Source organism: Streptomyces sp. NPDC029152 (assembly GCF_055564355.1).
The window spans coordinates 43,526-63,652 of the sequence record NZ_JBVHWR010000020.1; the positions used below are offsets into that span (position 1 = coordinate 43,526).

General features: G+C 71.1%; 17 protein-coding genes and 2 pseudogenes. 8 read left to right on the top strand and 11 right to left on the bottom strand.

Annotated features, from left to right (window positions below):
* The first annotated feature begins 50 nt into the window (after positions 1-50).
* Positions 51-2,429, top strand: a complete 2,379-nt coding sequence (locus ACZ4V6_RS30670) for an Orn/Lys/Arg family decarboxylase (RefSeq protein WP_467833739.1) — start codon at positions 51-53, stop codon at positions 2,427-2,429.
* Between the two features lie 814 nt (positions 2,430-3,243).
* Here the strand turns inward: ACZ4V6_RS30670 and ACZ4V6_RS30675 are convergent.
* Positions 3,244-3,630, bottom strand: coding sequence for an SRPBCC family protein (locus tag ACZ4V6_RS30675; RefSeq protein ID WP_467833741.1), 387 nt, complete (start codon positions 3,628-3,630; stop codon positions 3,244-3,246).
* Positions 3,631-3,676: 46 nt separating this feature from the next.
* Positions 3,677-3,940, bottom strand: a complete 264-nt coding sequence (locus ACZ4V6_RS30680) for an HU family DNA-binding protein (protein WP_467833742.1) — start codon at positions 3,938-3,940, stop codon at positions 3,677-3,679.
* A 746-nt stretch (positions 3,941-4,686) separates the two neighbouring features.
* On the opposite strand from ACZ4V6_RS30680, the gene ACZ4V6_RS30685 reads away from it, so the two are divergent.
* Positions 4,687-5,283, top strand: a complete 597-nt coding sequence (locus tag ACZ4V6_RS30685) for a dihydrofolate reductase family protein (protein WP_467833743.1) — start codon at positions 4,687-4,689, stop codon at positions 5,281-5,283.
* Between the two features lie 527 nt (positions 5,284-5,810).
* Here ACZ4V6_RS30685 and gvpJ read toward each other — a convergent pair.
* The 3 genes from gvpJ to ACZ4V6_RS30700 all read right to left on the bottom strand — a co-directional run bounded on the left by gvpJ (position 5,811) and on the right by ACZ4V6_RS30700 (position 9,550).
* The gene (gvpJ, locus tag ACZ4V6_RS30690; protein WP_467833744.1) at positions 5,811-6,173 is read right to left on the bottom strand and encodes a gas vesicle protein GvpJ; all 363 of its coding nucleotides are present in this window, start codon (positions 6,171-6,173) and stop codon (positions 5,811-5,813) included.
* A 203-nt stretch (positions 6,174-6,376) separates the two neighbouring features.
* Positions 6,377-7,375: a polyphosphate kinase 2 gene (ppk2, locus tag ACZ4V6_RS30695; RefSeq protein WP_467833745.1), complete on the bottom strand. Its 999-nt coding sequence runs from the start codon at positions 7,373-7,375 to the stop codon at positions 6,377-6,379.
* A gap of 576 nt (positions 7,376-7,951) precedes the next feature.
* Entirely contained in the window at positions 7,952-9,550 is a 1,599-nt protein-coding gene (locus ACZ4V6_RS30700; protein ID WP_467833747.1) for a serine/threonine-protein kinase, read from the bottom strand.
* Positions 9,551-9,680: 130 nt separating this feature from the next.
* On the opposite strand from ACZ4V6_RS30700, the gene ACZ4V6_RS30705 reads away from it, so the two are divergent.
* The 3 genes and pseudogenes from ACZ4V6_RS30705 to ACZ4V6_RS30715 form a co-directional block, all read left to right on the top strand.
* Positions 9,681-10,481 (top strand): MerR family transcriptional regulator, encoded by an 801-nt coding sequence (locus tag ACZ4V6_RS30705; protein ID WP_467833748.1) that lies wholly within the window; start codon positions 9,681-9,683, stop codon positions 10,479-10,481.
* On the top strand, positions 10,478-11,332 hold the full coding sequence (locus ACZ4V6_RS30710; RefSeq protein ID WP_467833750.1) for a hypothetical protein: 855 nt from the start codon (positions 10,478-10,480) through the stop codon (positions 11,330-11,332). Before ACZ4V6_RS30705 ends, ACZ4V6_RS30710 begins: the two co-directional genes overlap by 4 nt.
* Before the next feature lie 315 nt (positions 11,333-11,647).
* Positions 11,648-11,806 (top strand): annotated as a pseudogene (locus tag ACZ4V6_RS30715) (ATP-binding protein); the annotation flags it as partial.
* A 132-nt stretch (positions 11,807-11,938) separates the two neighbouring features.
* On the opposite strand, the gene ACZ4V6_RS30720 reads toward ACZ4V6_RS30715, so the two are convergent.
* Complete coding sequence (locus tag ACZ4V6_RS30720; protein WP_467833752.1) at positions 11,939-12,586, bottom strand: dihydrofolate reductase family protein; 648 nt, start codon at positions 12,584-12,586, stop codon at positions 11,939-11,941.
* Between the two features lie 842 nt (positions 12,587-13,428).
* Between ACZ4V6_RS30720 and ACZ4V6_RS30725 the strand changes: the two genes are divergently transcribed.
* Positions 13,429-13,560, top strand: coding sequence for a hypothetical protein (locus ACZ4V6_RS30725; RefSeq protein WP_467833754.1), 132 nt, complete (start codon positions 13,429-13,431; stop codon positions 13,558-13,560).
* Between the two features lie 348 nt (positions 13,561-13,908).
* Complete coding sequence (locus ACZ4V6_RS30730) at positions 13,909-14,385, top strand: ATP-binding protein (protein ID WP_467833756.1); 477 nt, start codon at positions 13,909-13,911, stop codon at positions 14,383-14,385.
* A 296-nt stretch (positions 14,386-14,681) separates the two neighbouring features.
* Here ACZ4V6_RS30730 and ACZ4V6_RS30735 read toward each other — a convergent pair whose 3' ends face one another.
* A complete protein-coding gene (locus tag ACZ4V6_RS30735; RefSeq protein WP_467833757.1) occupies positions 14,682-15,092 on the bottom strand; it encodes a VOC family protein in 411 nt (136 codons plus the stop codon).
* A gap of 182 nt (positions 15,093-15,274) precedes the next feature.
* Positions 15,275-16,249: a quinone oxidoreductase family protein gene (locus ACZ4V6_RS30740; RefSeq protein ID WP_467833758.1), complete on the bottom strand. Its 975-nt coding sequence runs from the start codon at positions 16,247-16,249 to the stop codon at positions 15,275-15,277.
* 134 nt (positions 16,250-16,383) lie between these two features.
* Between ACZ4V6_RS30740 and ACZ4V6_RS30745 the strand changes: the two genes are divergently transcribed.
* Entirely contained in the window at positions 16,384-16,737 is a 354-nt protein-coding gene (locus tag ACZ4V6_RS30745) for a winged helix-turn-helix transcriptional regulator (protein ID WP_467833759.1), read from the top strand.
* A gap of 250 nt (positions 16,738-16,987) precedes the next feature.
* Here ACZ4V6_RS30745 and ACZ4V6_RS30750 read toward each other — a convergent pair.
* The 3 genes and pseudogenes from ACZ4V6_RS30750 to ACZ4V6_RS30760 all read right to left on the bottom strand — a co-directional run.
* A pseudogene (locus tag ACZ4V6_RS30750) lies at positions 16,988-17,638 on the bottom strand (transposase); the annotation flags it as partial.
* A 51-nt stretch (positions 17,639-17,689) separates the two neighbouring features.
* Positions 17,690-18,202, bottom strand: coding sequence for a hypothetical protein (locus ACZ4V6_RS30755; RefSeq protein ID WP_467833760.1), 513 nt, complete (start codon positions 18,200-18,202; stop codon positions 17,690-17,692).
* 375 nt (positions 18,203-18,577) lie between these two features.
* A complete protein-coding gene (locus ACZ4V6_RS30760) occupies positions 18,578-20,119 on the bottom strand; it encodes an MFS transporter (RefSeq protein WP_467833762.1) in 1,542 nt (513 codons plus the stop codon).
* Positions 20,120-20,127: the final 8 nt, after the last annotated feature.

Genomic DNA, 20,127 nt, shown 5'->3' on the forward strand with positions numbered 1-20,127 from the left:
CCGGTGAACACTGGCCGCAGGTGGCGCGGGCCACCGGACAAGGGGGCGGCATGGCCGAGGGCACGGTACTGGTGGCGGTGACGGAAAATCCGGAAGCAGGAGGTGCCACCGCCGGGCAGCTGACCCGCATCGCCGAGTCGATCCGGGCCACCGGCCTGCAGGTCCGGTGGGTGGTGAGCGTCGCGGACGCCGAGGCGGTGCTCAGGACGGAGGCCGGTCTGGCCGCCGCGGTGGTGGCCTGGGACCTCCCGCCGACAGGCGAGGACGGGCCGGGCGGCGCGATGGTCCTGCGCCGGATCGGGCGCAGGTTCCAGGATCTGCCGGTGTTCCTGGTCATGGCGGACGAGGGGCTGCGCGAGCTGCCGCTGTGGGTGTCGCAGTCGGTGGTGGGCTATGTGTGGCCGTTGGAAGACACACCGGCGTTCATCGCGGGGCGGATCTCCACCGCCGCGCGTGCGTACCAGGACGCCCTGCTGCCGCCGTTCTTCAAGGCGCTGCGGCGTTTCGACGACGCGCACGAATACTCATGGCACACCCCGGCGCACTCCGGCGGCGTCGCTTTCCTCAAGTCGCCCGTGGGCCGGGCCTTCCACGACTACTTCGGGGAACGGCTGCTGCGCAGCGATCTGTCGATCTCGGTGGAGGAACTCGGCTCGCTGTTCGAGCACACCGGCCCGATCGGCGAGGCGGAGCGCAACGCCGCGCGGGTCTTCGGCTCCGACCACACGTACTTCGTCCTGCACGGCGATTCCACCTGCAACCGTCTGGTCGGCCACTTCAGTGTGACGCGCGACGAGATCGCCCTGGTGGACCGCAACTGCCACAAGTCGGTCCTGCACGGCCTGGTCGTCTCCGGTGCCCGACCGGTCTACCTGGTCCCCACCCGCAACGGCTACGGGCTTGCCGGACCGCTGCCCTTGGCCGAGATCGCCGCGGATTCGGTGGCGGCGCGGATCGCCGGGAACCCCCTCGCAGCGGGTGCGGTGTCGTCGCGCGCCCAGTACGCGGTGTTCACCAACTCCACGTACGACGGGCTGTGCTACGACGCACCGGTGGCGGCCCGGACCTTCGCGGCCAGCACGCCCCGGCTGCACTTCGACGAGGCGTGGTTCGCGTACGCCCGCTTCCATCCGCTCTACGCGGGGCGCTACGGCATGTCGGTGGACGAGGGGGTCTTCCCCGGCCCCGACCGGCCGACGATCTTCGCGACGCAGTCCACCCACAAGCTGCTGGCGGCGTTGTCACAGGGCGCCATGGTGCACGTCCGGCCCGCCCCGCGGGCGGCGGTGGAGCACGACCGGTTCAACGAGGCGCTGATGATGCACGGCACGACGTCGCCGCTGTACCCGATGATCGCCTCGCTGGACGTGGCCACGGCCATGATGGACGGTCCGCAAGGGCAGTGGCTGGTCGACGAGGCGGTCTCGGAGGCGATCCGGTTCCGCCAGGAGATGGTACGGATCGGGCGGCGGATCGAGACCGCGGGAGACCGGCCGCCCTGGTTCTTCGGGGTGTGGCAGCCGGATGAGGTGACCGACCCCGCGAGCGGGAGGCGGCTGCCGTTCGACGAGGCTCCGGCGGACCTGCTGCGGACCGAGGCGTCCTGCTGGCACCTCGCGCCCGACGCGGACTGGCACGGTTTCCCCGGTCTGACCGACGGCTACTGCATGCTCGACCCGATCAAGGTCACCCTGACCTGCCCGGGGCTCGACGCGGCCGGTGTGATGTCCGACCGGGGGATCCCGGCACGGGTCCTCACCGCCTACCTGACCACGCGCGGCATCGTCGTGGAGAAGACCGACAGCTACACCACGCTGGTGCTGTTCTCCATGGGCATCACCAAGGGCAAGTGGGGCACGCTGTTGGACGCCCTGATGGACTTCAAGGACCTCTACGACGGTGACGCCCCGCTGGACCGCGTGCTGCCCGCCCTGGTCGCCGGGCACCCGCGGCGCTACTCGGGGAGGACCCTGCGCGACCTGTGCCAGGAGATGCACGACCACCTGCGCCAGGCCCGCCTCGTCGATCTCCTCGACCAGGCCTTCCAACAGCTCCCGGAGCCGGTCACCCCGCCCCAGCTGTGCTACGAGCGCCTGATCCGCGGCGGCACGGAACGGGTCCGCCTGGCGGACGCACCGGGCCGGATCGCCGCGGCGATGGTGACGGTGACGCCGCCCGGCATCCCGGTCCTCATGCCGGGTGAAGCGATCGGGCGGGAAGACGGCCCCCTCCTGCGCTACCTCAGCGCCCTGGAGTCCTTCGACCGCCACTTCCCCGGCTTCGGCAGCGAGACGCACGGGGTGACCCGGGCCCCCGACACCGGCGACTACATGATCGAGTGCCTGCGACCGGACGAGCAGGAAGGGTCCCTCACCGCCATGACGCCGGCGCAGAGACGAAGGGCACAGAGCACCCGGATGACGGGCTGAGCCCCACGAACCGGAAGGACTCGACGGAGCCCGCGACACACAGGTCTTTCGCACGCGCTGAGAACCCGTACGAGCTGCGGCCGTCAGCGGTGCGAACAGTGCGGAGAAGTACCTGTACGCATCCCGAGCGGACTGGACCCCACCTCCCTCGACTCCCACCGGAGACGAGGGGCGGCATCGACCGTCCGCACCTGCCCGGCGTCCTCGCAGCGGGCAGCAACCGTGGCCGACGGTCAGTTCGTGGCCGTGCCGGGTGCCGGGCTGCCACTGCCCACCGGTCAGGCACACGGCGGCGACGTCGGGCATCGGGCCCGTGGCCCGGTCCAGGGGGCTTGCGACGGTCTCCAGGCGGCTTGTGCTCGGGGCCGTGGCGACCGACCGGCGGACGGCGGGGTCGTCGGCGGTCGTCAGGGCGTGCGCGGCCACCTCGGAGGGGGCGTGGGCGAGCCCGGGGCTGCAAGCCGCTGCCACCCTGCCGTCTGCTCGTACGTCTCGGCCGGACGGGTGGCGGTGGTGTCGTCGAGGGAGGAGCGGTGAGGGTGGGAGGGTGCCCGGTACCCGAGCGTGGCACGTTCGCCTGGGCGGACCGGCGTCCGCCGACCGGGGAGGGCGGCGGGCGGGTCGGCCGGCGTGAGCAGGTGATCAGGCGCGGCTGCCGACCCGCCTCGGCGGCCTGGGCGCGGAGGCGAGCCCGGCCCCGGCCCGTGGCCGCACCGGTGACGAGTGCGCCGGCCCGTCCTTGCAGCCTCCGTGACGGTCGCCCCGTCCTCGCGCCGACCCTGACCGGAATGCTGTGTCCGCGCCGCTGCCGGGTTCAGGGCCGGACCAAACGCCTGAGAGCGAGTCGTGCCAGCGGCGCGTAGCCCACCAGGACGGGCATCGGACCGTGCAGGGTGAGGCCTGCGGAACTGCCCTGCGGATCGGGCCGTACGGCGTGGTGGAGGCGCAGTCGGACCGGCCCCAGCCGGACCCTCCATGCCCATGTCCGATGCCGGTGATCGACGCTTTCGACGACGAAGGGAATCCGTAGTCCCGCGAACGATTCGACGGTCCCCTCCAGTGCTGGTTTTATGCACAGGGCGTCGGTGTGGACGGCCCTGATCTGCGGTGACCAGGACGCCCACCGGTCCACGCGCACATAGCGCTCCCAGACGGTGGCGGGCGCCGCCGGACCGGTGACGTCGAACGTCAGCTGTGCCATGAGCCGCTCGACAGGAGCCCGCTGCACACGCTGGTGTGCGGGGCGCTCATCCGACCTCGCCACGCAGGTACTCGGTCAGCGCCTTGCCCGGCCGGAAGGAGGCCGCGCCGTCCTCCTGAGCCAGGCTGCCGAAGCTGCCCAGGGTGACCGTCCCCTTGGACTTCAGCGCTTCGGCGATCGTCCCGGGATGCTCGACGGTGCCGAAAAGGGCGTCGAAGACGCGTGGAACGTCCTCGCCGCCCGGTTCACCCCCGTCCGAGGTCCGTGCGAGACGGCGTGCCGTCAAGTCGAGGAGCTCCGTCTTGTCCATCGCCGCATCCGCCCATCGTGTCGGTAGTCCTGCCGCAGCCTTTCCACCATCACCGCGTTTCGGCTCACCCGCATCCGTAGGACCGCCACGTCCATGCCGACGCGGCCCTGACTGAAGCCCGGCGCACACGGTCACGCCGGGCGCGGCCGTGCCCGCCGCCCTGAACTCCCCGGCCGTCTCCTGGCCGTCGTGGTCCGGGTGGCGCTCGCGCTGGACGCGCCGGCGGTTCACCGTGGCCGCCGGCGCCCCGGCGCGCTCCACGGCCCGTGCCCGGCCCACTTCGAGGTGATGTTCCGGCCCCAGCTGCTCCACGGCGATGACCCGGAGCTCACCGCGGCCAAGGCGCGCGCCTCCCGCGCGCTATGCCCAGGTGCCGAGGGCCTCCTCACCGCACGGCACGGCCCCGACGCCCGGCGGGCCGGTCCGTCTGCCCGGTCGCTGATCCACGCTTCGCCGCCCTGCAGCTCAGCGGCGGCCTCCCGTCGCTGGACGACCACCCCGCCGAGGCCTTTCGCGTGCTCGTCGACGGCCGCCTCGCCGCGGAGGTTCCGTCCGAATGACAGCGTTTGTCGGCTGGTTCGAGCAGCAGGTGAGCATGGGCGTGGGAGCGGATGTGCACGAGATTCGACAGAACGGTGCTCGTATCGTCGGTCGGGGTGTCATGATCACTCAGCGGTCTGTCCCGGCACGCCGTCCGGCGGTCCCGGGCCGCACCGCGACCACATGACCAACGGAAGGGACCCGGCATGCGCAGACTCGTCCACTACGTCGCCACCACTCTCGACGGCTTCATCGCGGGCCCGGACGGCGCGGATCCCACCGGTCCGAACGGCTTCTGGCCCATACCGGAGGACTACATACAGCACCTCGTGGCCGAGTACCCGGAGACGTTGCCCGTCCAGGCCCGGCAGGCGCTGTCCGTCACAGCGGAGGGCACGCACTTCGACACCGTCCTGGAGGGGCGGCGCAGCTACGAGATCGGTCTTGCGGCCGGTATCCCCGACGCCTATCCCCACCTGCGTCACCTGGTCTTTTCCCGGACCCTGACCGAGAGCCCGGGCCCGGCGGTCGAATTGGTCGCCGACGACCCGGTGGCGACCGTGCGGGAACTCAAGCAGCAGGACGGCAAGGACATCTGGCTGCTCGGCGGCGCCGAGCTCGCGGGCTCCCTGTACACCGAGATCGACACGCTGATCCTCAAAGTCGGCCCGCTGACCATCGGCAACGGGATCCCGCTGTTCTCCCGCAAGGCCGCCTTCGACCCGCGCACCTGGACACTCGCAGACCACACCGTCCTCAAGAGCGGCGCGGTGTTCCTCACCTACACGCGCGTCAGCAGCTGAGCGCTCCGGGCGGCAGGCGCGTGGGGGAAGCCGGGTGAAAGAGCGCTCGACGTCCCACCTGATCTTGCCCGGGCCGGACCCGTGGGCAGTGCCCTCGCGGGCGTTCTCCGGCGTGACGCCGCGGGCGTGAAGGGGACCGCCGATACGTGTCGTGGCCGCGGTCGGCGGACAGCCGCCGTGGCCGAGCGCCGGCCTCGGCCCGGTCCCGCATGCGCCGCCGGTACGCCGTCCCGCTGTGGCCGATCGTCTCGGTCGGCACGTCCGCCCAGGTCACAGCCGCGCGCAGGACGTAGACGCTCCCGCGCGGAGCCGCTCGGCCATCCGCCGACGGCCGGCCCGGGTGCCGGCGACGCCGCGGCGGGTGAACAGGGAACAGCGGGGCGACTCTCCTCCTCCGGAGGAGGACACCGCGACGGCCGGCCACAACGGGCGAGCCGTCGGACGAGCAGCCGTGGACGTATCGGGCGGGCCGTGCGCCGTTCACCGTCCTCGGGGAGCCGGAACCCTGCGCACCGCAGGGTCCTCCGTCACCCGCGGCGCTCGCTGCGAGCCTGCTGGAAGGCGTCGGAGATCGTCTCCGCGGCCCCGGACAGGATGCCCTTCGTCGCGCCGCGGGCCCCCGACTCCTTCATGCGTCCCGGAAGCTCGGTCAGCCCGGCGGGCTTGCGCGGTCCGGCCTCGAGGTCGAGGCGGTTGCAGGCCTCGGCGAAGCGCAGGTACGTGTCGACGCTGGCCACCACGATGCGCACGTCGATCTTCAGGATCTCGATGCCGACGAGGGAGACCCGTATGAACGCGTCGATCACCAGCCCTCGGTCGAGAATCAGTTCCAGCACGTCGTAGAGGCCGCTGGAGCCTCCCCCGCCGCGCTGCTGAGCCACTACGGTCACCGCGACCAGTCCCTTCCCCAGCATGGTGCGGGCTGCCCCGGCGGACCGGCCGCGGTCCCGGAACGCGGGATGCGGGATGCGGTCACGGACGGCCCACGACTCTCGACTGCCGGCGGCAGCCCCTCCCATGGGGATAACCCTTGTTCCGCCCGTCAAACAGATGTCCGTGTCCGGGCGGAGCGCTCGCCGCGGGCGGCCCCGGCTCAGTCCTGCCGAGGATGCAGCCCGGGGCTGTCGCCGTGGCCGGTCAGCGGGGTCGGGGACAGGACCGTCTGCTCCTCACCGGGTTCCAGCAGGGTGTCCGCCGCACCGACGATCAGCGGATCGGGCTTGCCGACCGTGTCCTCGTCCTTGGCCGGGTAGTCGCACCGGTAGAGCAGGCTCCGCATGGCCTCGAGACGGCCACGCCGCTTGTCGTTGTTCTTCACCACCGTCCACGGCGCGTGCTCGGTGTCCGTGGCGCGGAACATGTCGACCTTGGCGGTCGTGTAGTCGTCCCAGCGGTCCAGCGAGGCCAGGTCGGTCGGTGAGAGCTTCCAGCGGCGCACCGGGTCCACCTGCCGGATGGCGAACCGCGTGCGCTGCTCCGCGCGAGAGACGGAGAACCAGAACTTGACCAGCAGGATGCCGTCCTCGGTCAACAGCCGTTCGAACATCGGGGCCTGCCGGAGGAAGTCCCGGTACTCGGCGTCCGTGCAGAAGTTCATGACGCGTTCGACACCGGCCCGGTTGTACCAGGAGCGGTCGAAGAAGACGATCTCCCCGCGAGCCGGTAGATGGGAGACGTACCGCTGGAAGTACCACTGCCCGGCCTCGCGCTCGGTGGGCTTCTCCAGGGCGACCACCCGGGCACCGCGCGGGTTGAGGCGTTCGGTGAAGCGCTGGATGGTGCCGCCCTTACCGGCCGCGTCCCGGCCCTCGCACACGACGACGATGCGCTGACCGGTCTCCTTCACCCAGCGCTGCATCTTCAACAGTTCGATCTGGAGGACGCGCTTCGTCTGCTCGTACTCGCGCCTGCGCATCTTGCGGTCGTAAGGATAGTTCTCCCGCCACGTCTCCAGCGGGGTGCCGTCGGCGTTCAGCAGGATCGGCCGTTCCGGACGCTGATCGTCCACGCTCAGGCCCTCCAGCAGTTCCGACTCGGCCGCGCCCGCGCCGGAACCGTCGCCCTCCGCCCCCGCCTCGCTGCGGTCCGTCACCTCGAGCCCCCTCTCTCGTCTGCTCACAGCCCCAGTGCCCCGCCGAGTTCCGGTGAACCGTGTGACCGGATCAGCCTTCCGGCGACCAGGACGAGACCGAGTGGGTCCGGGCCGACAGGGACACCGTCAAGGCCGCCGCACAGAACTCCGGACTGCCGCCGTCGACCGGCTACGACCCGGAGAACCTCACCGATCAACAGCGGGCCGTGGTGGAGGAATCGCTCCAGGACCCGGGGAAGAACATCCTCATCGCCGCTTCGCCGACGTGCCCCCGGAGGAAAAGGCGGTGGAGCAGCAGCAGGAGCTTGCCGCGCGGTACGACGGTGGACCGTACCGGGAGAACGACCGGGCGTGACGTGACGGCCGCGACTTCGCCCCTCACCTGGACCGGGCAAGGAACGCGATCCGCTGATGCAGTCCTCGAGAGCCTCGCACACCGGCGACAGACGGGAGGCCGGTCACTCCCGTCACCCGGTGGACGGCCGCCCACACCACCCCGCCCGCACCACCCCGGCCGGACCGCGTCTGTCCGGCAGCCTGTCGGCTCCACCGTGTGCGGGCGTGCTGCCGCACGCCTCAGGCCGTCTTGCTCCATACGGTCATGCCCAGTTGCAGGAAGGCGTCCTCTCGCAGGGCCGTCTGCTTGACCTGGATCGTGAGCGCCGCGACGTCGCCCGAGGCGTTCCCGACGCAGAGCTGGGTGCCGACGTCGGCCGCCACGAGCGACCAGGTGCGGTATGCGGAGCCGATGGCGCCGCTGAGAAGGTGACGGCAGACGTCGAGGGAGGCGGCCTTTCCGTTGAACAGCTGCACGAACCGGCTGGTACCGCTGTGCAGCGCGCAGTCGATGTCGTCCTCGCAGTCGAGACGGATGTCGCCCTCGCGATCGCTGCGGAGCATCGGTTCGCCGAAGCTCAGGGAGTTCGTCCGTCTCAACCACACGGGGGACTGCCCGGATCCCGTCGCCGACGAGGCGTTCGGGGTGGGCTGCGAGGCCCGGGGGGAGGCGCCGACGACCGGCGAGGTGCGTGACGGCGTCGCCGTGGACCGTGCGGACCTCGTCGGTGCGGGCGTCGAGGTGGGGGTGCCCGCGGCCCGCGTGCCGGCGCCGGTCCGGTCGCCGCCGAACCACGTCAGACCCGACCACATCAGAGCGCCCGCCGTCACGGTCACGGCTGCGAACAGCGCGGTTCGCCGCCCGGGCGACCGGCGCCGGGCGGGCCTCAGCGACAGCGTCGCGGCCGCGGTCGACGGAGCCGCGGGCGTGCGCGTCGGGCCCGGCGCGGTCGCCTCGGGTCCCGTGACCTCGTTCCAGACGGCCGGCCCCGCGCCCGCGTCGGCGTCCGCTCCCAGCCGCTCCCGGCACCACCGTACGACCTCCGCCGGTGTGGCCCGTTCCCGCGGATCGGACGCCAGGCACCGGGCGAACAGCGGGCGCAACGGCTCAGGCAGCCGGGACAGGTCGGGTTCCTCGTGCACGATCCGGTACAGCACGACCGGCGCTATGCCGTCCCCGTACAGCGGTTCGCCCAGGGCCGCGAAGGCCGCCGTCTGGGCCAGTGCGAAGACGTCGGTCGCCGGGGAGACCTCACCGGCGGTCGCCTGCTCGGGGGCCATGAAGTGAGGCGTGCCGACAGTGGAGCCGGTGGCGGTGTGCGAGGAGAGGCCGGCGGTGACCGAGATACCGAAGTCGATCACCCGTGGCCCGTCGGCGGCCAGGAGCACGTTGGACGGCTTGAGGTCCCGGTGTACGACCCCCGCGCTGTGGATCGCCTGAAGCGCCTCGGCCACGCCGGCCATCAACCACAGTACGGCGGACACCGGCAGCGGGCCGCGCCGGGCGACGGCCGCCGTGAGGGACGGTCCGGGCACGTACAGCGTGGCGAGCCAGGGGGGTACGCCGTCGGTGTCGGCGTCGACGAGTTCCGCGGTGTAGGCGCCCCTGACCCGGCGGGCGGCCTCCACCTCCCTGCGAAACCGCCGCCGGAAGGCCGGATCGTCGGCCAGCTCCGGCCGCACCACCTTGATCGCCACCGGCCGGCCGCCCTGGGTGTGCGACAGGTACACCCGGCCCATGCCCCCCGCGCCGAGCCGCGCCACGAGCCGGTAGCCGGCGACGACGGAAGGATCGCCCGCCTGGAGAGACCGGAACACCTCGGTGATGCCGCTGCTCATCGAACTGTCGTCCCCCCGATCCCCGACCGGCCGAAGGGCCGTTCCAGGCAGAAGCCTAAACGGGCTGGATCGACCGCTGGGAAGCGGAAGCACTTGACCTTGTCGCAGCGACAACGTTTCTCCTGATGTCATGCGAATCGGAGAACTCGCCGGCGCCGTCGGCATCACCACCCGGGCAGTGCGGCACTACCACCGCATCGGGCTGCTGCCCGAGCCCCCTCGCAGGTCCAACGGATACCGTGAGTACACGCTGCGCGACGCCGTCGAACTGGCCCGCATCCGCCGTCTGACCGAGCTCGGACTGAGCCTGGACGAAGTGAAGGACGTGCTGGCGGACGACGTGGGCAAGGATCTCGTCGAGATCCTCGCCGATCTGGACGCGGACCTGGCCCGCCAAGAGGAGGAGATCCGGCGGCGCCGCGTCCGTCTGGGCCGGCTTCTCGAACAGGCCGAGGGGACCGGCCAACTGCCCCCCGAAGCACCGGTCTCTCCCGAACTAGCCGTCCTTTTCGATGACATGGCCCGTGTCTCGGCGCGGTTGCCCGGACCGGAGCCCGCGATGGCGGCCAGGGAACGGGAGCTGCTGGCCCTGCTGGAGACCCGCTCACCGGGCGGCGACCGCGGCTGGCTCCACGCCATGGGGCAGAGCCTGAGTGCCGACGCCGAGGCCATGCGGCGCGCCTACGCGGTATACGCCCAGATGGACGCACTGGCCGAGGCGGCCGAGGACGACCCACAGGTGGAGGAGACCGCCCGGGCCATCGTCGAGAGCATCCCGGACGAGGCGGCGCAGGCGATGATCGCGGCGGAAAGCAAGGGCGGATCGAGCGAGGAGAGCGGTTTCGCGGACGCCCTCATCGCGGAGTTCACCCCTGCTCAGGCGGCAGCCGTGCGCCGTGCCGTCGAACTGCTCGGGGAGCGAGCCGGATGAAGGCGTTGAGAAGGGCTGTGGGCTGGGGCTTCGCCGGAATCGCACCGGGTGAACTCGCGATCTTCATGTGCGCGGTCGGCGGTGTGCGAGTAGCCCCGGCCGCACGGCTGGCGGTGGAACTGGCGGTGCTCGCGCTCATGGCCGGGGCGACCGCGCTGCTTCTCCTCGACCATCGGCGGCACCGCCGCAAGGGACTCGACCGTCACTCCGCGTTCCTGGCCGCGATCGCTGACAACGTTCCGGCGTCCGTGCGCAAGCCGATCAGCCACGAGATCACCCTCGCGACCAGCTTCTCGCGCTGGGTGACCCGCCGTGGCCCGCACGGCGTACGCGGCGGCGACCACGCCGTTCCGTACGCGCCGGCCCAGGCCGCGACCATGTACGGCCTGCTCTTCGTCTGCATCGTCGAGACCGTCGCCCTCGCCTGCCTGATCCCCTGGCCGGTGGTGCACGCCGTCACCCTCGTCCTCGACATCTGGGGCTGCTACTTCCTTCTCGCCCTGCACGCCTCATGCGTGGTACGCCCGCACGTGATCGGGACCGACGGCTCGCTGCGCCTGCGTTACGGCGCCCTGCTGGACATCCGCATCCCAGCCGACCGCATAGCCTCTGTCCGTCTGGACCGGGCCTTTCCGAACGGCAAACTGGCCGCCCCGGACGAGAGCGGCGTGGCCGACGTGGCTGTGGCCGGCCTGACCACGGTCACCGTCGAACTCACCGAGCCGGTGCGGTACCTCCGCGTCCTCGGCAAGCATGCCGAGGCCCGCGCCTTCCGCTTCTACGCGGACGACCCCGTGACCGCGGTCGCAGCCCTGAAGCTGCGCCCGCCCCGCCCCGCGGAACGCTGCTGACCGGCGTCCCACGCTCCGGCCGGCCGGCCCGGCGGGGGAGAGCCGGATCCTCCCCGGCTCGCGGAGACGGACATCGCCCGTGCCGGCTTCGGCCTCGCCCGCGTCAGGGCGCAGGAGGTCACCCACGGTCACCAGGAGGCGCTGCTCCGCCTTCTGCCCCGAACCCGTCACCTGCTGCGCGGTCCTCCGCAGGATCGTGCTCGCGCCCTCCAGCGTCCTGGTGGCGTCAGGCAACCACCGCGGCCAGGGAAACCGCCCCGACGACCGGCATCCGGTCCTGGCCCACTGCTTCAAGTGGCGCAACGGCGTGACGCAGTTCCGGCCGAGCGCGAAGAGGAGAACAGCGTCGCCCTCGCCTCGAACGAGTCCTTCGGAGGGTGGACGAAGACGTTCGTCGATCTCCGTTTCCGCGCGGCGATCGTCGACCGCCTGATCTTCAACGGCGTGATCGACGAGACCGGCAACGGCTCCTGACGACTCGTCCCCACCCGAGCGCGACCCGAGGAGCCTGCCAAGGTGGGCTGACTGCCAGGGGCGCGACCCGACGGCCCCTCAGGGTGGCCCCGACGGGCGAAGCAGCCAGCCGGAACCGACCCTGAGGCACGGTCACTTCCGCCAGAACAGGTGGTGCGTCACGCCACTCGGGCTGGGCACCACTTCCAGGTGGAACCGGTCGAGCAGCTCATCGGGTGACTCCCACAGCCGCAGTCCGGACCCGAGCTTCACCGGCGAGACCGCCACATGCATGGTGTCGACGAGGTCGGCGTCCAGGAACTCCCGGAGGGTCGTGACCCCGCCGCCGAGCCGGACGTCCTTGCCTTGCGCCGCCTCCCGCGCCTGTTCGAGGACCGTGGCCGGGTCGCCGTCGACGAAGTGGAACGTGGTGTCGGAGAGCGTGAACGACGGACGCTCATGGTGAGTCATGACGAACACCGGGGTGTGGAACGGCGGCTCGTCACCCCACCAACCGCGCCATTCGTGGTCCTGCCAGGGCCCGCGCTGGGGCCCGAACTTGTTGCGGCCCATGATCTCGGCACCGATGTTGCGGGCGTAGTCCCTCGTGAAGTAGTCGTCGAGGCCCCGGCTCCCGCCGGGATCGGTGCGCATGGGCCAGCTCGCCGTGGCACCGGCCCAGGCGAACAGCATCGCCGGGTCGACGGCGTGGCCGAACGGACTCTCAAGGCTCTGGTCCTCACCGGCACCGATGCCGTCACTCGAGACGTTGAAGTTCTGGACTCTCAGCAGCTGAGCCACATGCTCCTCCTCTGTTGTCGACAACGGTGGTGAGACTCTCCAGGCACTGAAAACTCATCGCTGCATCCATGGCCGGTCGAAAGCCGGGCCACCCGATCCCGATGAGGTCGCCCGGCATGGCCGGCTGACCGGGTCGGAGCTCCCCCCGGCCCTGGTGGAGCGGTGCTTCACTCCCGACAGCCACGAAACCTCGCAGAAGACCAGGCGTATTCGACGACCACACGCCGGACGCTCCACGCGCGTACACAGAAGACGGAGCGAAACGTGCGCTCTCGTCACGCACTTGTCGGCACCCCCGTCGGGACCGCCCTCGCGCTCGGCTCCCTGGCTGTTCCGGCCCGGGCGGCCCCCGCTGCCGACTCAGCGCCCGCCGCCGACGGAACCGCACCCGCGTGCACCCAGCGCAAAGTGAGCTGCACCGGCCAAGGCTTCTGGGTGTACCTCGAGCACACCTGCGCTCGAACCCTGTCCGTTCAGGTGATCGCGAACGACGGCCCCGACGGCCCGTGTTCCGACCCGGGAGGGGGGTTGCACCGCGGCGCCGTTCTTCTGCTCTTCTGCGAGGGCCCGTACGCGCGCACGGCCGTCTGCTGACGCGCGCCCGCCCGACTCGGGAGAGCGGCCGGCGGCCGTGCACCGTCGCCGGTCGGTCTCCCACCAGCACGCCGTATCGACGAACTCCTGCCGACCGGGGCGGGACGGGCAGCAGACACCGCCTGATCACCGGCGCCACCGACATCCCGCTCCCCACCGCTTTGACCGGCGGCAATCGCGACCGCTCCCGGCACCGTTCGGACACGGTGCTCGGCGCCAGAGGTCATGACCATGACAAGTACCGCCGTATGGTCTGGGACCTCGGCGCGAAGCCAACCGTCGTTGTCCTGGACGGCCCCGAACCCACGATCCCGGATCACCAGGCAGACGCGCTGTGGGGTGGCAACCCGGGCATCGATCTCGGCATGGGCCCGATCTGATGGCGTTGATCAGCGCCTCGATCACGTCCAGCTTCGGCTTACCGATGTTCCGGCGGATGGAGTCCTGCCCGGACCTTCTCGAACAACCGTCCGTGGTGGATCTCCGGCACACCGCCGCACCCGGGCCAGAGCCATCGGCCGGCACTCGACGGCGTCGGCCGGTGGCGCCACCCCGTACGCGTCAGTGTTCACGCCTTGACCCTTCCTCGGCCGTCGTGGCCCGGTTCGCCTTCTTCCCCGGAAACGAGGCGTCGTGATCGAACAGCAACAATCCGCTGGGGTGTGCGCCGGATGTGGCGGGGCATGCGAGACGGGTAACTGGTGGTGCTTCGGAAGTGAGGCGGCTTCATGATCCCTGCTGCGCAATACGAGGGCCGGGACACCTTGGACGGCCGTCGGACAGCGGTCTCCGCTGTGTTCGAGGGTAGTGCGGAGATTGCTGAGGCCCGCCGTACGGCCCGCGGCTTCCTCGCCTCGGTGCAGGCCGTGCACGGCCTGCCGGTGTCGGCGCGGGTGATGGGCACGGTGCAGCTGGTGGTGAGTGAGCTGGTGACCAATGCCCGCAAGTACGCCCCGGGCCCGTGCTTGCTGGACCTGGAGGTCTGCGAGGGTGCTGTCCAGGTGAGCGTGTGGGACAGCAGCCCGGTGCTGCCGTCGGTGCTGGCAGCCGATCCGGACCGGGTCGGTCAGCACGGCCTGGAGATCGTGATGGCGGTGTGCCGGACCTTCTGTGTCCACCGGGAGCCGGTGGGAAAGCGGATCACCGCGACCGTCCAGCTCGCCGACGACCCCGGCGGCGACATCGCCGGCCGCCAGGTCCTGTGACGTGACCGTTCTGGCCGCTCGCCGAGAACGCGACTCGGCGGCGCGCCACTGATGAGCCATACCGGCGTGCCCTTGCGCCGGTCTTGGCGCCTCGCCCCGGTTGTGCTGCTGGGCGGACGTTCTCGGAGAGCGGGCGCCATCAGGCCGAGCTCGCGTCCACGCGGACCTCGCCGCAACCGAAGCGGGAAAGGCATTCGCCGGGGCGGCCGCCCCCCGCCACCGCGGCCTGAACGACCAGGCGAACCTGTGCGGTCACAGCACGAGCGAGGGACAGCGCGCCCGGCAAGCACCGGCCGCTACGCGTTCGACCAGCCCCGCTCGCAGAGCACGAGCCGGTAGCCGTCCGGGTCCTCGATCGTGACGCCCCACCGGTTCCAGTACGGGTTCGGCGACGGCACCCGCTTGCCGCCGTGCTCCTCCAGACGGATGACCAGGTCATCGGGCACCGGGCCGTCGACGTAGATCACCAGCAGGTCCTCCTCGGTGGGCCGGGGCTCGACGGGCCGGGCGGGCTCGTGGACCAGCTCCAGATGCCAGTCGGCGTCCGGCCAGCCCACCATCAGCAGGTCGTGCCCACCGGGTTCGGACCCGCCCTCGGTCCGCCACACCACACCGAGCCCCAGCCCCCGCACCCAGAACCGCTCGGCCGCTGCCAGGTCCCGGGAAGGCCGGGCGATGCGGATGTGACTATGACCGTTGACGGGCATCGTGACCTCTTCCCGAGCTGCCGATTCGTGCTCAGCAGCCTAAAGGCTGTCCCGCAATGATCAACTGACTCGGCACGGTTGAGCCGAAGCACGATAGTTGTCACACCGGCATGCCTGTTGGCACCGGCAGGCCGAAACCGTCGTCGGTGCGCCCCGGCGGGGCTCATATCGATAGTGGGGGTTCAGGGGGTGAGGAGGGTTTTGCCGATGGTGGTGCGTTCCTCAAAGGCCTGGTGCGCTGCGGCGGCCTTCGACAGCGGCAGGACAGCACCGATGATCGGCTTGAGTGCACCGTTGGAGGCCAGGGCGAATGCCTCGTCGCGTAGTCGGGTCTGTTGGTCCGCTGTCAGGGCCATGGAGGCGAATCCGGTCACGGAGACGCCTCGGTGATACACCGCGAGCGGGTCGAAGCGCGGTGCCTGCCCGCTGGTCATGCCATAGATGACCATGCGGCCTATGCCGGGGGCCAACAGGTCGAACGCGGCCTCCGACACCGAACCGCCCGTGGTCTCCAGGACCACCTGCACGCTGCCGTGTGCCGCATCGCGTACGTGTTCGTGCCAGTCCGGCGCGGTGTAGTCGATCACTGTGTGTGCGCCGAGCCGCTTGGCCACGGCCAGTTTCCTCTCGCCTCGGGCAACGCCGATCACAGTAGCGCCGGCGCGCCTGGCCAACTGCACCAGAAGGCTGCCGACACCACCTGCAGCGGCTTCGACCAGTACGGTGTCGCCTGCTCGCAGTGCTGCGGCCCGGACCACCCCGACTGCGGTCGAACCCTGACCCAACAGTGCCAGCGCCTGGTGGTCATCAAGGGCGTCGGGGCAGGGCAGGGCCGTGGCGGCAGACACCACCGCCATTTCGGCGTAACCGCCACCAGAAGTGGCGCTCACCACCCGCCCGCCGACCGTTGCGGGATCGACGCCGGGCCCGACGTCCGCCACGATGCCCGCCACCTCGAAGCCCGGCGAGAACGGCATCGGCAGATCGGGGAGGGCAGTCTGTCGCATCAGGCCGGCCCGTATCTGGACGTCGGCGAACCCGATGCCCGCGGCGGTGACCCGGACCAGCAGTTGCCCGGGGCCCGGCTGGGGAACGGGCACTTCGTCGACGCGTAGTACGGCGGGTGATCCATAGTCATGGAATCGGACAGCACGCATGCTTCCCTCGCATCAATGATCCGGAGAGGCGACGATCGGTTGCGCCGCCGACGCGAAGGTAGTGCAGGACATAATGGTTACTTCAAGGGTATCTGGCTACCGCGGGGGTACTGGTGCAACCGCTTGATCCCGACATGTTCCATCCGGCTTGTCCGAGCAGTGCGATGCCGATCCGGGTCGGCGACAAATGGTCCGCCATGGTCATCCTGTGTCTGGAGCAGGGGCCACGGCGTTTCTCCGAGCTCCGGGTCCCCCTGCGTGCCTCCACCCCGAAGGTGCTCACCCAGACCCTACGAGCACTGGAACGCGATGGACTGATCACCCGTACCGTCTACGCCGAGGTCCCCGCGCGAGTGGAGTACGAACTGACCGCGCTGGGCCACACCTTGCTCGAACTCATCGCGGCCGGCCGACGCTGGGCGGAGGAGCACATGCCCACTCTGCTGGCCGCCCGCGACGCGTACGACCACACCACCGGCATGGGCTGACAGAACTCGCTGGCAACGGCACGACGGCTGTCGAGCGTGCTTGGTGACGAGGCTCTCGCACAGCTCAGGGTGGGCGCCGCCGGTGACAACGGTGATGCCTTGTGCTCACGGTGACGAGCAGCGTGCCGGCCTGGCGACAAGTACAGTGCCTCGATATCCCAAAGGCACAGGTCAGCGGCCGTCGGCAGTGACAACCACCGTGCTTCGGCACAACGGTGGGCATCGATGACGCACCCCGTGGGTGGGCCTGACCGGTGAGCGCGAGGTTGTGCAGGCGCGCGATGCCAAGCATGGCGTGATGAACGCCGTCGCCCTTCAAGCGGCAGTAGCGGAGGATCTTCCAGCTCTTCATGCGGGCGAAGGTGTGCTCGACACGGGCACGAACCTTGCGGTGTGAGCGGTTGTGCTCCTCTCTCCGGGCCGGGAGTTCGGCCTGCCCGGGTTCACGGCGGTGCGGGATCACCAGGCCAGTGCCGCGGTAGCCGCCGTCGGCGATCACCGTGGTGTTTCCGACGGCTGCCTTCGCTCCGGACAACTCCCATGCCCTGCAGTCGTTGCGGTTGCCGGGCAGAGGCCGACCCCCTACGACGACCAGCCGTGTATCGGCGTCGCTGACGACCTGGTGATTGGTGGAGTACCGGTATTTTTTCGACTGCTCGGCCACCGCGTGGTCACGTGTGCGGACCAAGGTGCCGTCCACGACGAGCACGGTGTCCCTGCGGAACCGTCGGCGCGGACGTAGTGCGAGCAACGGCCCAGGGCGGTTGATGATGCGGTCGGCCGCAGACTTCGGGATTCCAAACAGCGGTGCGAGCTGGCGCAGCGTCAGGTCGGTACGCCAGTAAGCCGCGACCAGCAGGACGCGGTCCTCCGGGGGCAGACTCCACGGCCTGTTCTGCCGGCGGCGCGTGCCATGCACGACGTGGACGGCCGGAGCGTTGCACGGGGCGCTTCACGCGGCCTTGGCGAGAGCGGACCGGTCGTTGCCGGGCGCGTACCGGGCAGGTGTCACGGAGCTGATGACGGGCGCCGGACCGTCGTGGCGCGGCCACAGGAGGAGGGCACCGGCCGCTCCCGCCCCGGCGAGGACGGCGAGGACGGACCGAGCGAGGGTGAGGCCGGCGGCCGTGCCGAGCCGGCCCGCGACGGGGTAGGTGATCAGCCGGGCCAGGTGCGAGAGGGAGAACTGGGCGGCGGCCTGGTCGTCGGTGATCGACGTCGGCCCGCGGTCCGTGTCGCGCCGGACGGCGATGAGGTGCAGTTCCCTTTCGTGCTCGGCCGCGAACTCGGTCACCGCCTGCCCGTCGGGGCCGATCACCCGGAAGCGGACCGGCTGCACGCCGGCGGTGAGGATCGTCGGGTCGACCTCGAGGGTGTACCCGCTCTGCGACACCGGCAGCCCACCGGGCTGGGCTCCGCTGTGAACACCGTGGTCGCCCTGTCCGTGGCCGGAGTGGTTCCTCATGACATCTCCCGAGACGCAGTGCGCCTGTCGGCGCCGTCCGTTCAGGACGTTGATCGCAACCGTGTACCCCCTGGGGGTATTTTGTGATCCTGTTGGCCGAGATATCGAGAGAGGACTTGCCGAAGTGGATCCACCAGGCGCACCCACCCACCCACCCGCCGGACGTCCTCGCCGATCACGAACGCCGGAAGCAGCTGACGCGCCGGACCCGTCGCCGCGACCGCCTGCCCGACACCTACCGCGCCATCACGGCCCCGTCCCCGACCGCACCACTCAAGCCCGGACGGCGGTCTCCCGACGGACCGGCACACCTCACCCGCTGTCACGCACCGACTCGTAGGAGGTGCCGGGCGTACAGGGCGGGCGGCCGGTTCGTCAGCCGGTCGTCCCGCCTCCTCGCCGGGCCTCCTCGGACCGTTCGCGGGGAGCTTCCGGGCCGGGTTCCAGGGGTGGACAGGTGAGGGAGAGGTGGGAACGGCACACCGGGCGCGGGGCGGCCTCGACACGGTGGCGTACGCGCCGGGGCCGGACGAAGACGGCCGCGGTCGCCGAGGCGGCCAGGAACAGGACGGCGGTGACCACGGCGGCGCGGTGGAAGGAGCGGTCGACCGCGGCGGCGGAGGTGTAGGCGTCACCGGACAGGCCCACCAGGAGGGGCAGCGCGGCGACGATCAGCAGTTGCGCCACCCGTGCCGCCGTGTTGTTCACCCCGCTCGCCAGCCCCGCGTGCTCGGCGTCCACGGAGGCCAGGACGGTCGCCGTGAGCGGTGCGACGAACAGGCTCATGCCCAGACCCATCACCAGGACCGGCGGCAGGACGTCCGGCGCGTAGGCGGAGTCCGGTGTGACGCGGAGCAGCAGCAGCGCTCCGGCGGCGGCCACCAGGGGGCCGGTGATCAGGGGCAGGGCCGGCCCGACGCGTTTGGCGAGGGCGCCCGCGCGGGCGGAGAGCAGCAGCATCAGCACGGTGATGGGCATGGTGGCGAGACCGGCCTCGAGCGCGTCGTAGCCGAGCGCCGTCTGCAGTTGGACGGGCAGCAGGAACAGCACGCCGCCGATGGCCGCGTACAGGAACAGCGTCATGCCGTTGGTCGCGGAGAACAGCCGGGAGGAGAACAGGGACAGCGGCATCATCGGGTTCCCGGCCCTGCGTTCCACCGCGAGGAACCCGGCCCCCGCGGCCACGGCGACCAGCGCCGGCAGCAGGATCCGGACGACGGAGCCGCCCGACGAGGCGCTGATCAGCGCGTAGCTGACGCCGCCCAGCGCCACCGCCGCCAGGCACGCGCCCAGCGTGTCGAACGGGCGTCCGGCGGCGGCCGGGTCGCGGCTCTCCGGGACGAAGAGCACGGCGACGACCACGACGGCGACCGCGATCGGCACGTTGATGAAGAAGATCCACCGCCAGCCCGGCCCGTCGATCAGCCAGCCCCCGAGGAAGGGGCCGACGGCGCCCGCCACACCGGTCAGGCCGGACCAGGCGCCCACCGCGCGCGACTGGTCGTCGGGGTGGAAGGACGCCCGGACGAGAGCCAGCGAGCCGGGGGTGAGCAGCGCGCCGCCCACGCCCTGCAGCGCGCGGGCGGCGATCAGCACGTACTCGTCGGTCGCGAAGCCGCACAGGGCCGAGGCCCCGGCGAACCAGGCGGCGCCCAGCAGCAGGGTGCGCCGTCTGCCCACCCGGTCGCCGAGCGCGCCGCCCCAGAGGATCAGCGCGGACAGGGTCAGCATGTAGGCGTTGACGACCCACTGCAGCACCGACAGGGAGGCCCCCAGGTCACGCCCCATTCGGGGGAGGGCCACGTTGACGGCCGTGCCGTCGAGCATGGCCATGCCGGACGCGAGCACGACACAGGTCAGGGCCCAGCGTCCGCGTGCCGAGGCCAGCCGCAGGCCGCCCGCACCGTCTCCGTTCATGTCTCCAC

Excerpts from the sequence above, each read along its gene's own strand:
- ACZ4V6_RS30705 (WP_467833748.1), top strand. The coding sequence starts at position 9,681 with ATGCGAATCGGAGAACTCGCCGGCGCCGTCGGCATCACCACCCGGGCA.
- ACZ4V6_RS30675 (WP_467833741.1), bottom strand. The coding sequence starts at position 3,630 with ATGGCACAGCTGACGTTCGACGTCACCGGTCCGGCGGCGCCCGCCACC.
- ACZ4V6_RS30700 (WP_467833747.1), bottom strand. The coding sequence starts at position 9,550 with ATGAGCAGCGGCATCACCGAGGTGTTCCGGTCTCTCCAGGCGGGCGAT.
- ACZ4V6_RS30685 (WP_467833743.1), top strand. The coding sequence starts at position 4,687 with ATGCGCAGACTCGTCCACTACGTCGCCACCACTCTCGACGGCTTCATC.
- ACZ4V6_RS30745 (WP_467833759.1), top strand. The coding sequence starts at position 16,384 with ATGTTCCATCCGGCTTGTCCGAGCAGTGCGATGCCGATCCGGGTCGGC.
- ACZ4V6_RS30735 (WP_467833757.1), bottom strand. The coding sequence starts at position 15,092 with ATGCCCGTCAACGGTCATAGTCACATCCGCATCGCCCGGCCTTCCCGG.
- ACZ4V6_RS30710 (WP_467833750.1), top strand. The coding sequence starts at position 10,478 with ATGAAGGCGTTGAGAAGGGCTGTGGGCTGGGGCTTCGCCGGAATCGCA.
- ACZ4V6_RS30670 (WP_467833739.1), top strand. The coding sequence starts at position 51 with ATGGCCGAGGGCACGGTACTGGTGGCGGTGACGGAAAATCCGGAAGCA.
- ACZ4V6_RS30680 (WP_467833742.1), bottom strand. The coding sequence starts at position 3,940 with ATGGACAAGACGGAGCTCCTCGACTTGACGGCACGCCGTCTCGCACGG.
- ACZ4V6_RS30755 (WP_467833760.1), bottom strand. The coding sequence starts at position 18,202 with ATGAGGAACCACTCCGGCCACGGACAGGGCGACCACGGTGTTCACAGC.
- ACZ4V6_RS30725 (WP_467833754.1), top strand. The coding sequence starts at position 13,429 with ATGGTCTGGGACCTCGGCGCGAAGCCAACCGTCGTTGTCCTGGACGGC.
- ACZ4V6_RS30740 (WP_467833758.1), bottom strand. The coding sequence starts at position 16,249 with ATGCGTGCTGTCCGATTCCATGACTATGGATCACCCGCCGTACTACGC.
- ACZ4V6_RS30730 (WP_467833756.1), top strand. The coding sequence starts at position 13,909 with ATGATCCCTGCTGCGCAATACGAGGGCCGGGACACCTTGGACGGCCGT.
- ACZ4V6_RS30760 (WP_467833762.1), bottom strand. The coding sequence starts at position 20,119 with ATGAACGGAGACGGTGCGGGCGGCCTGCGGCTGGCCTCGGCACGCGGA.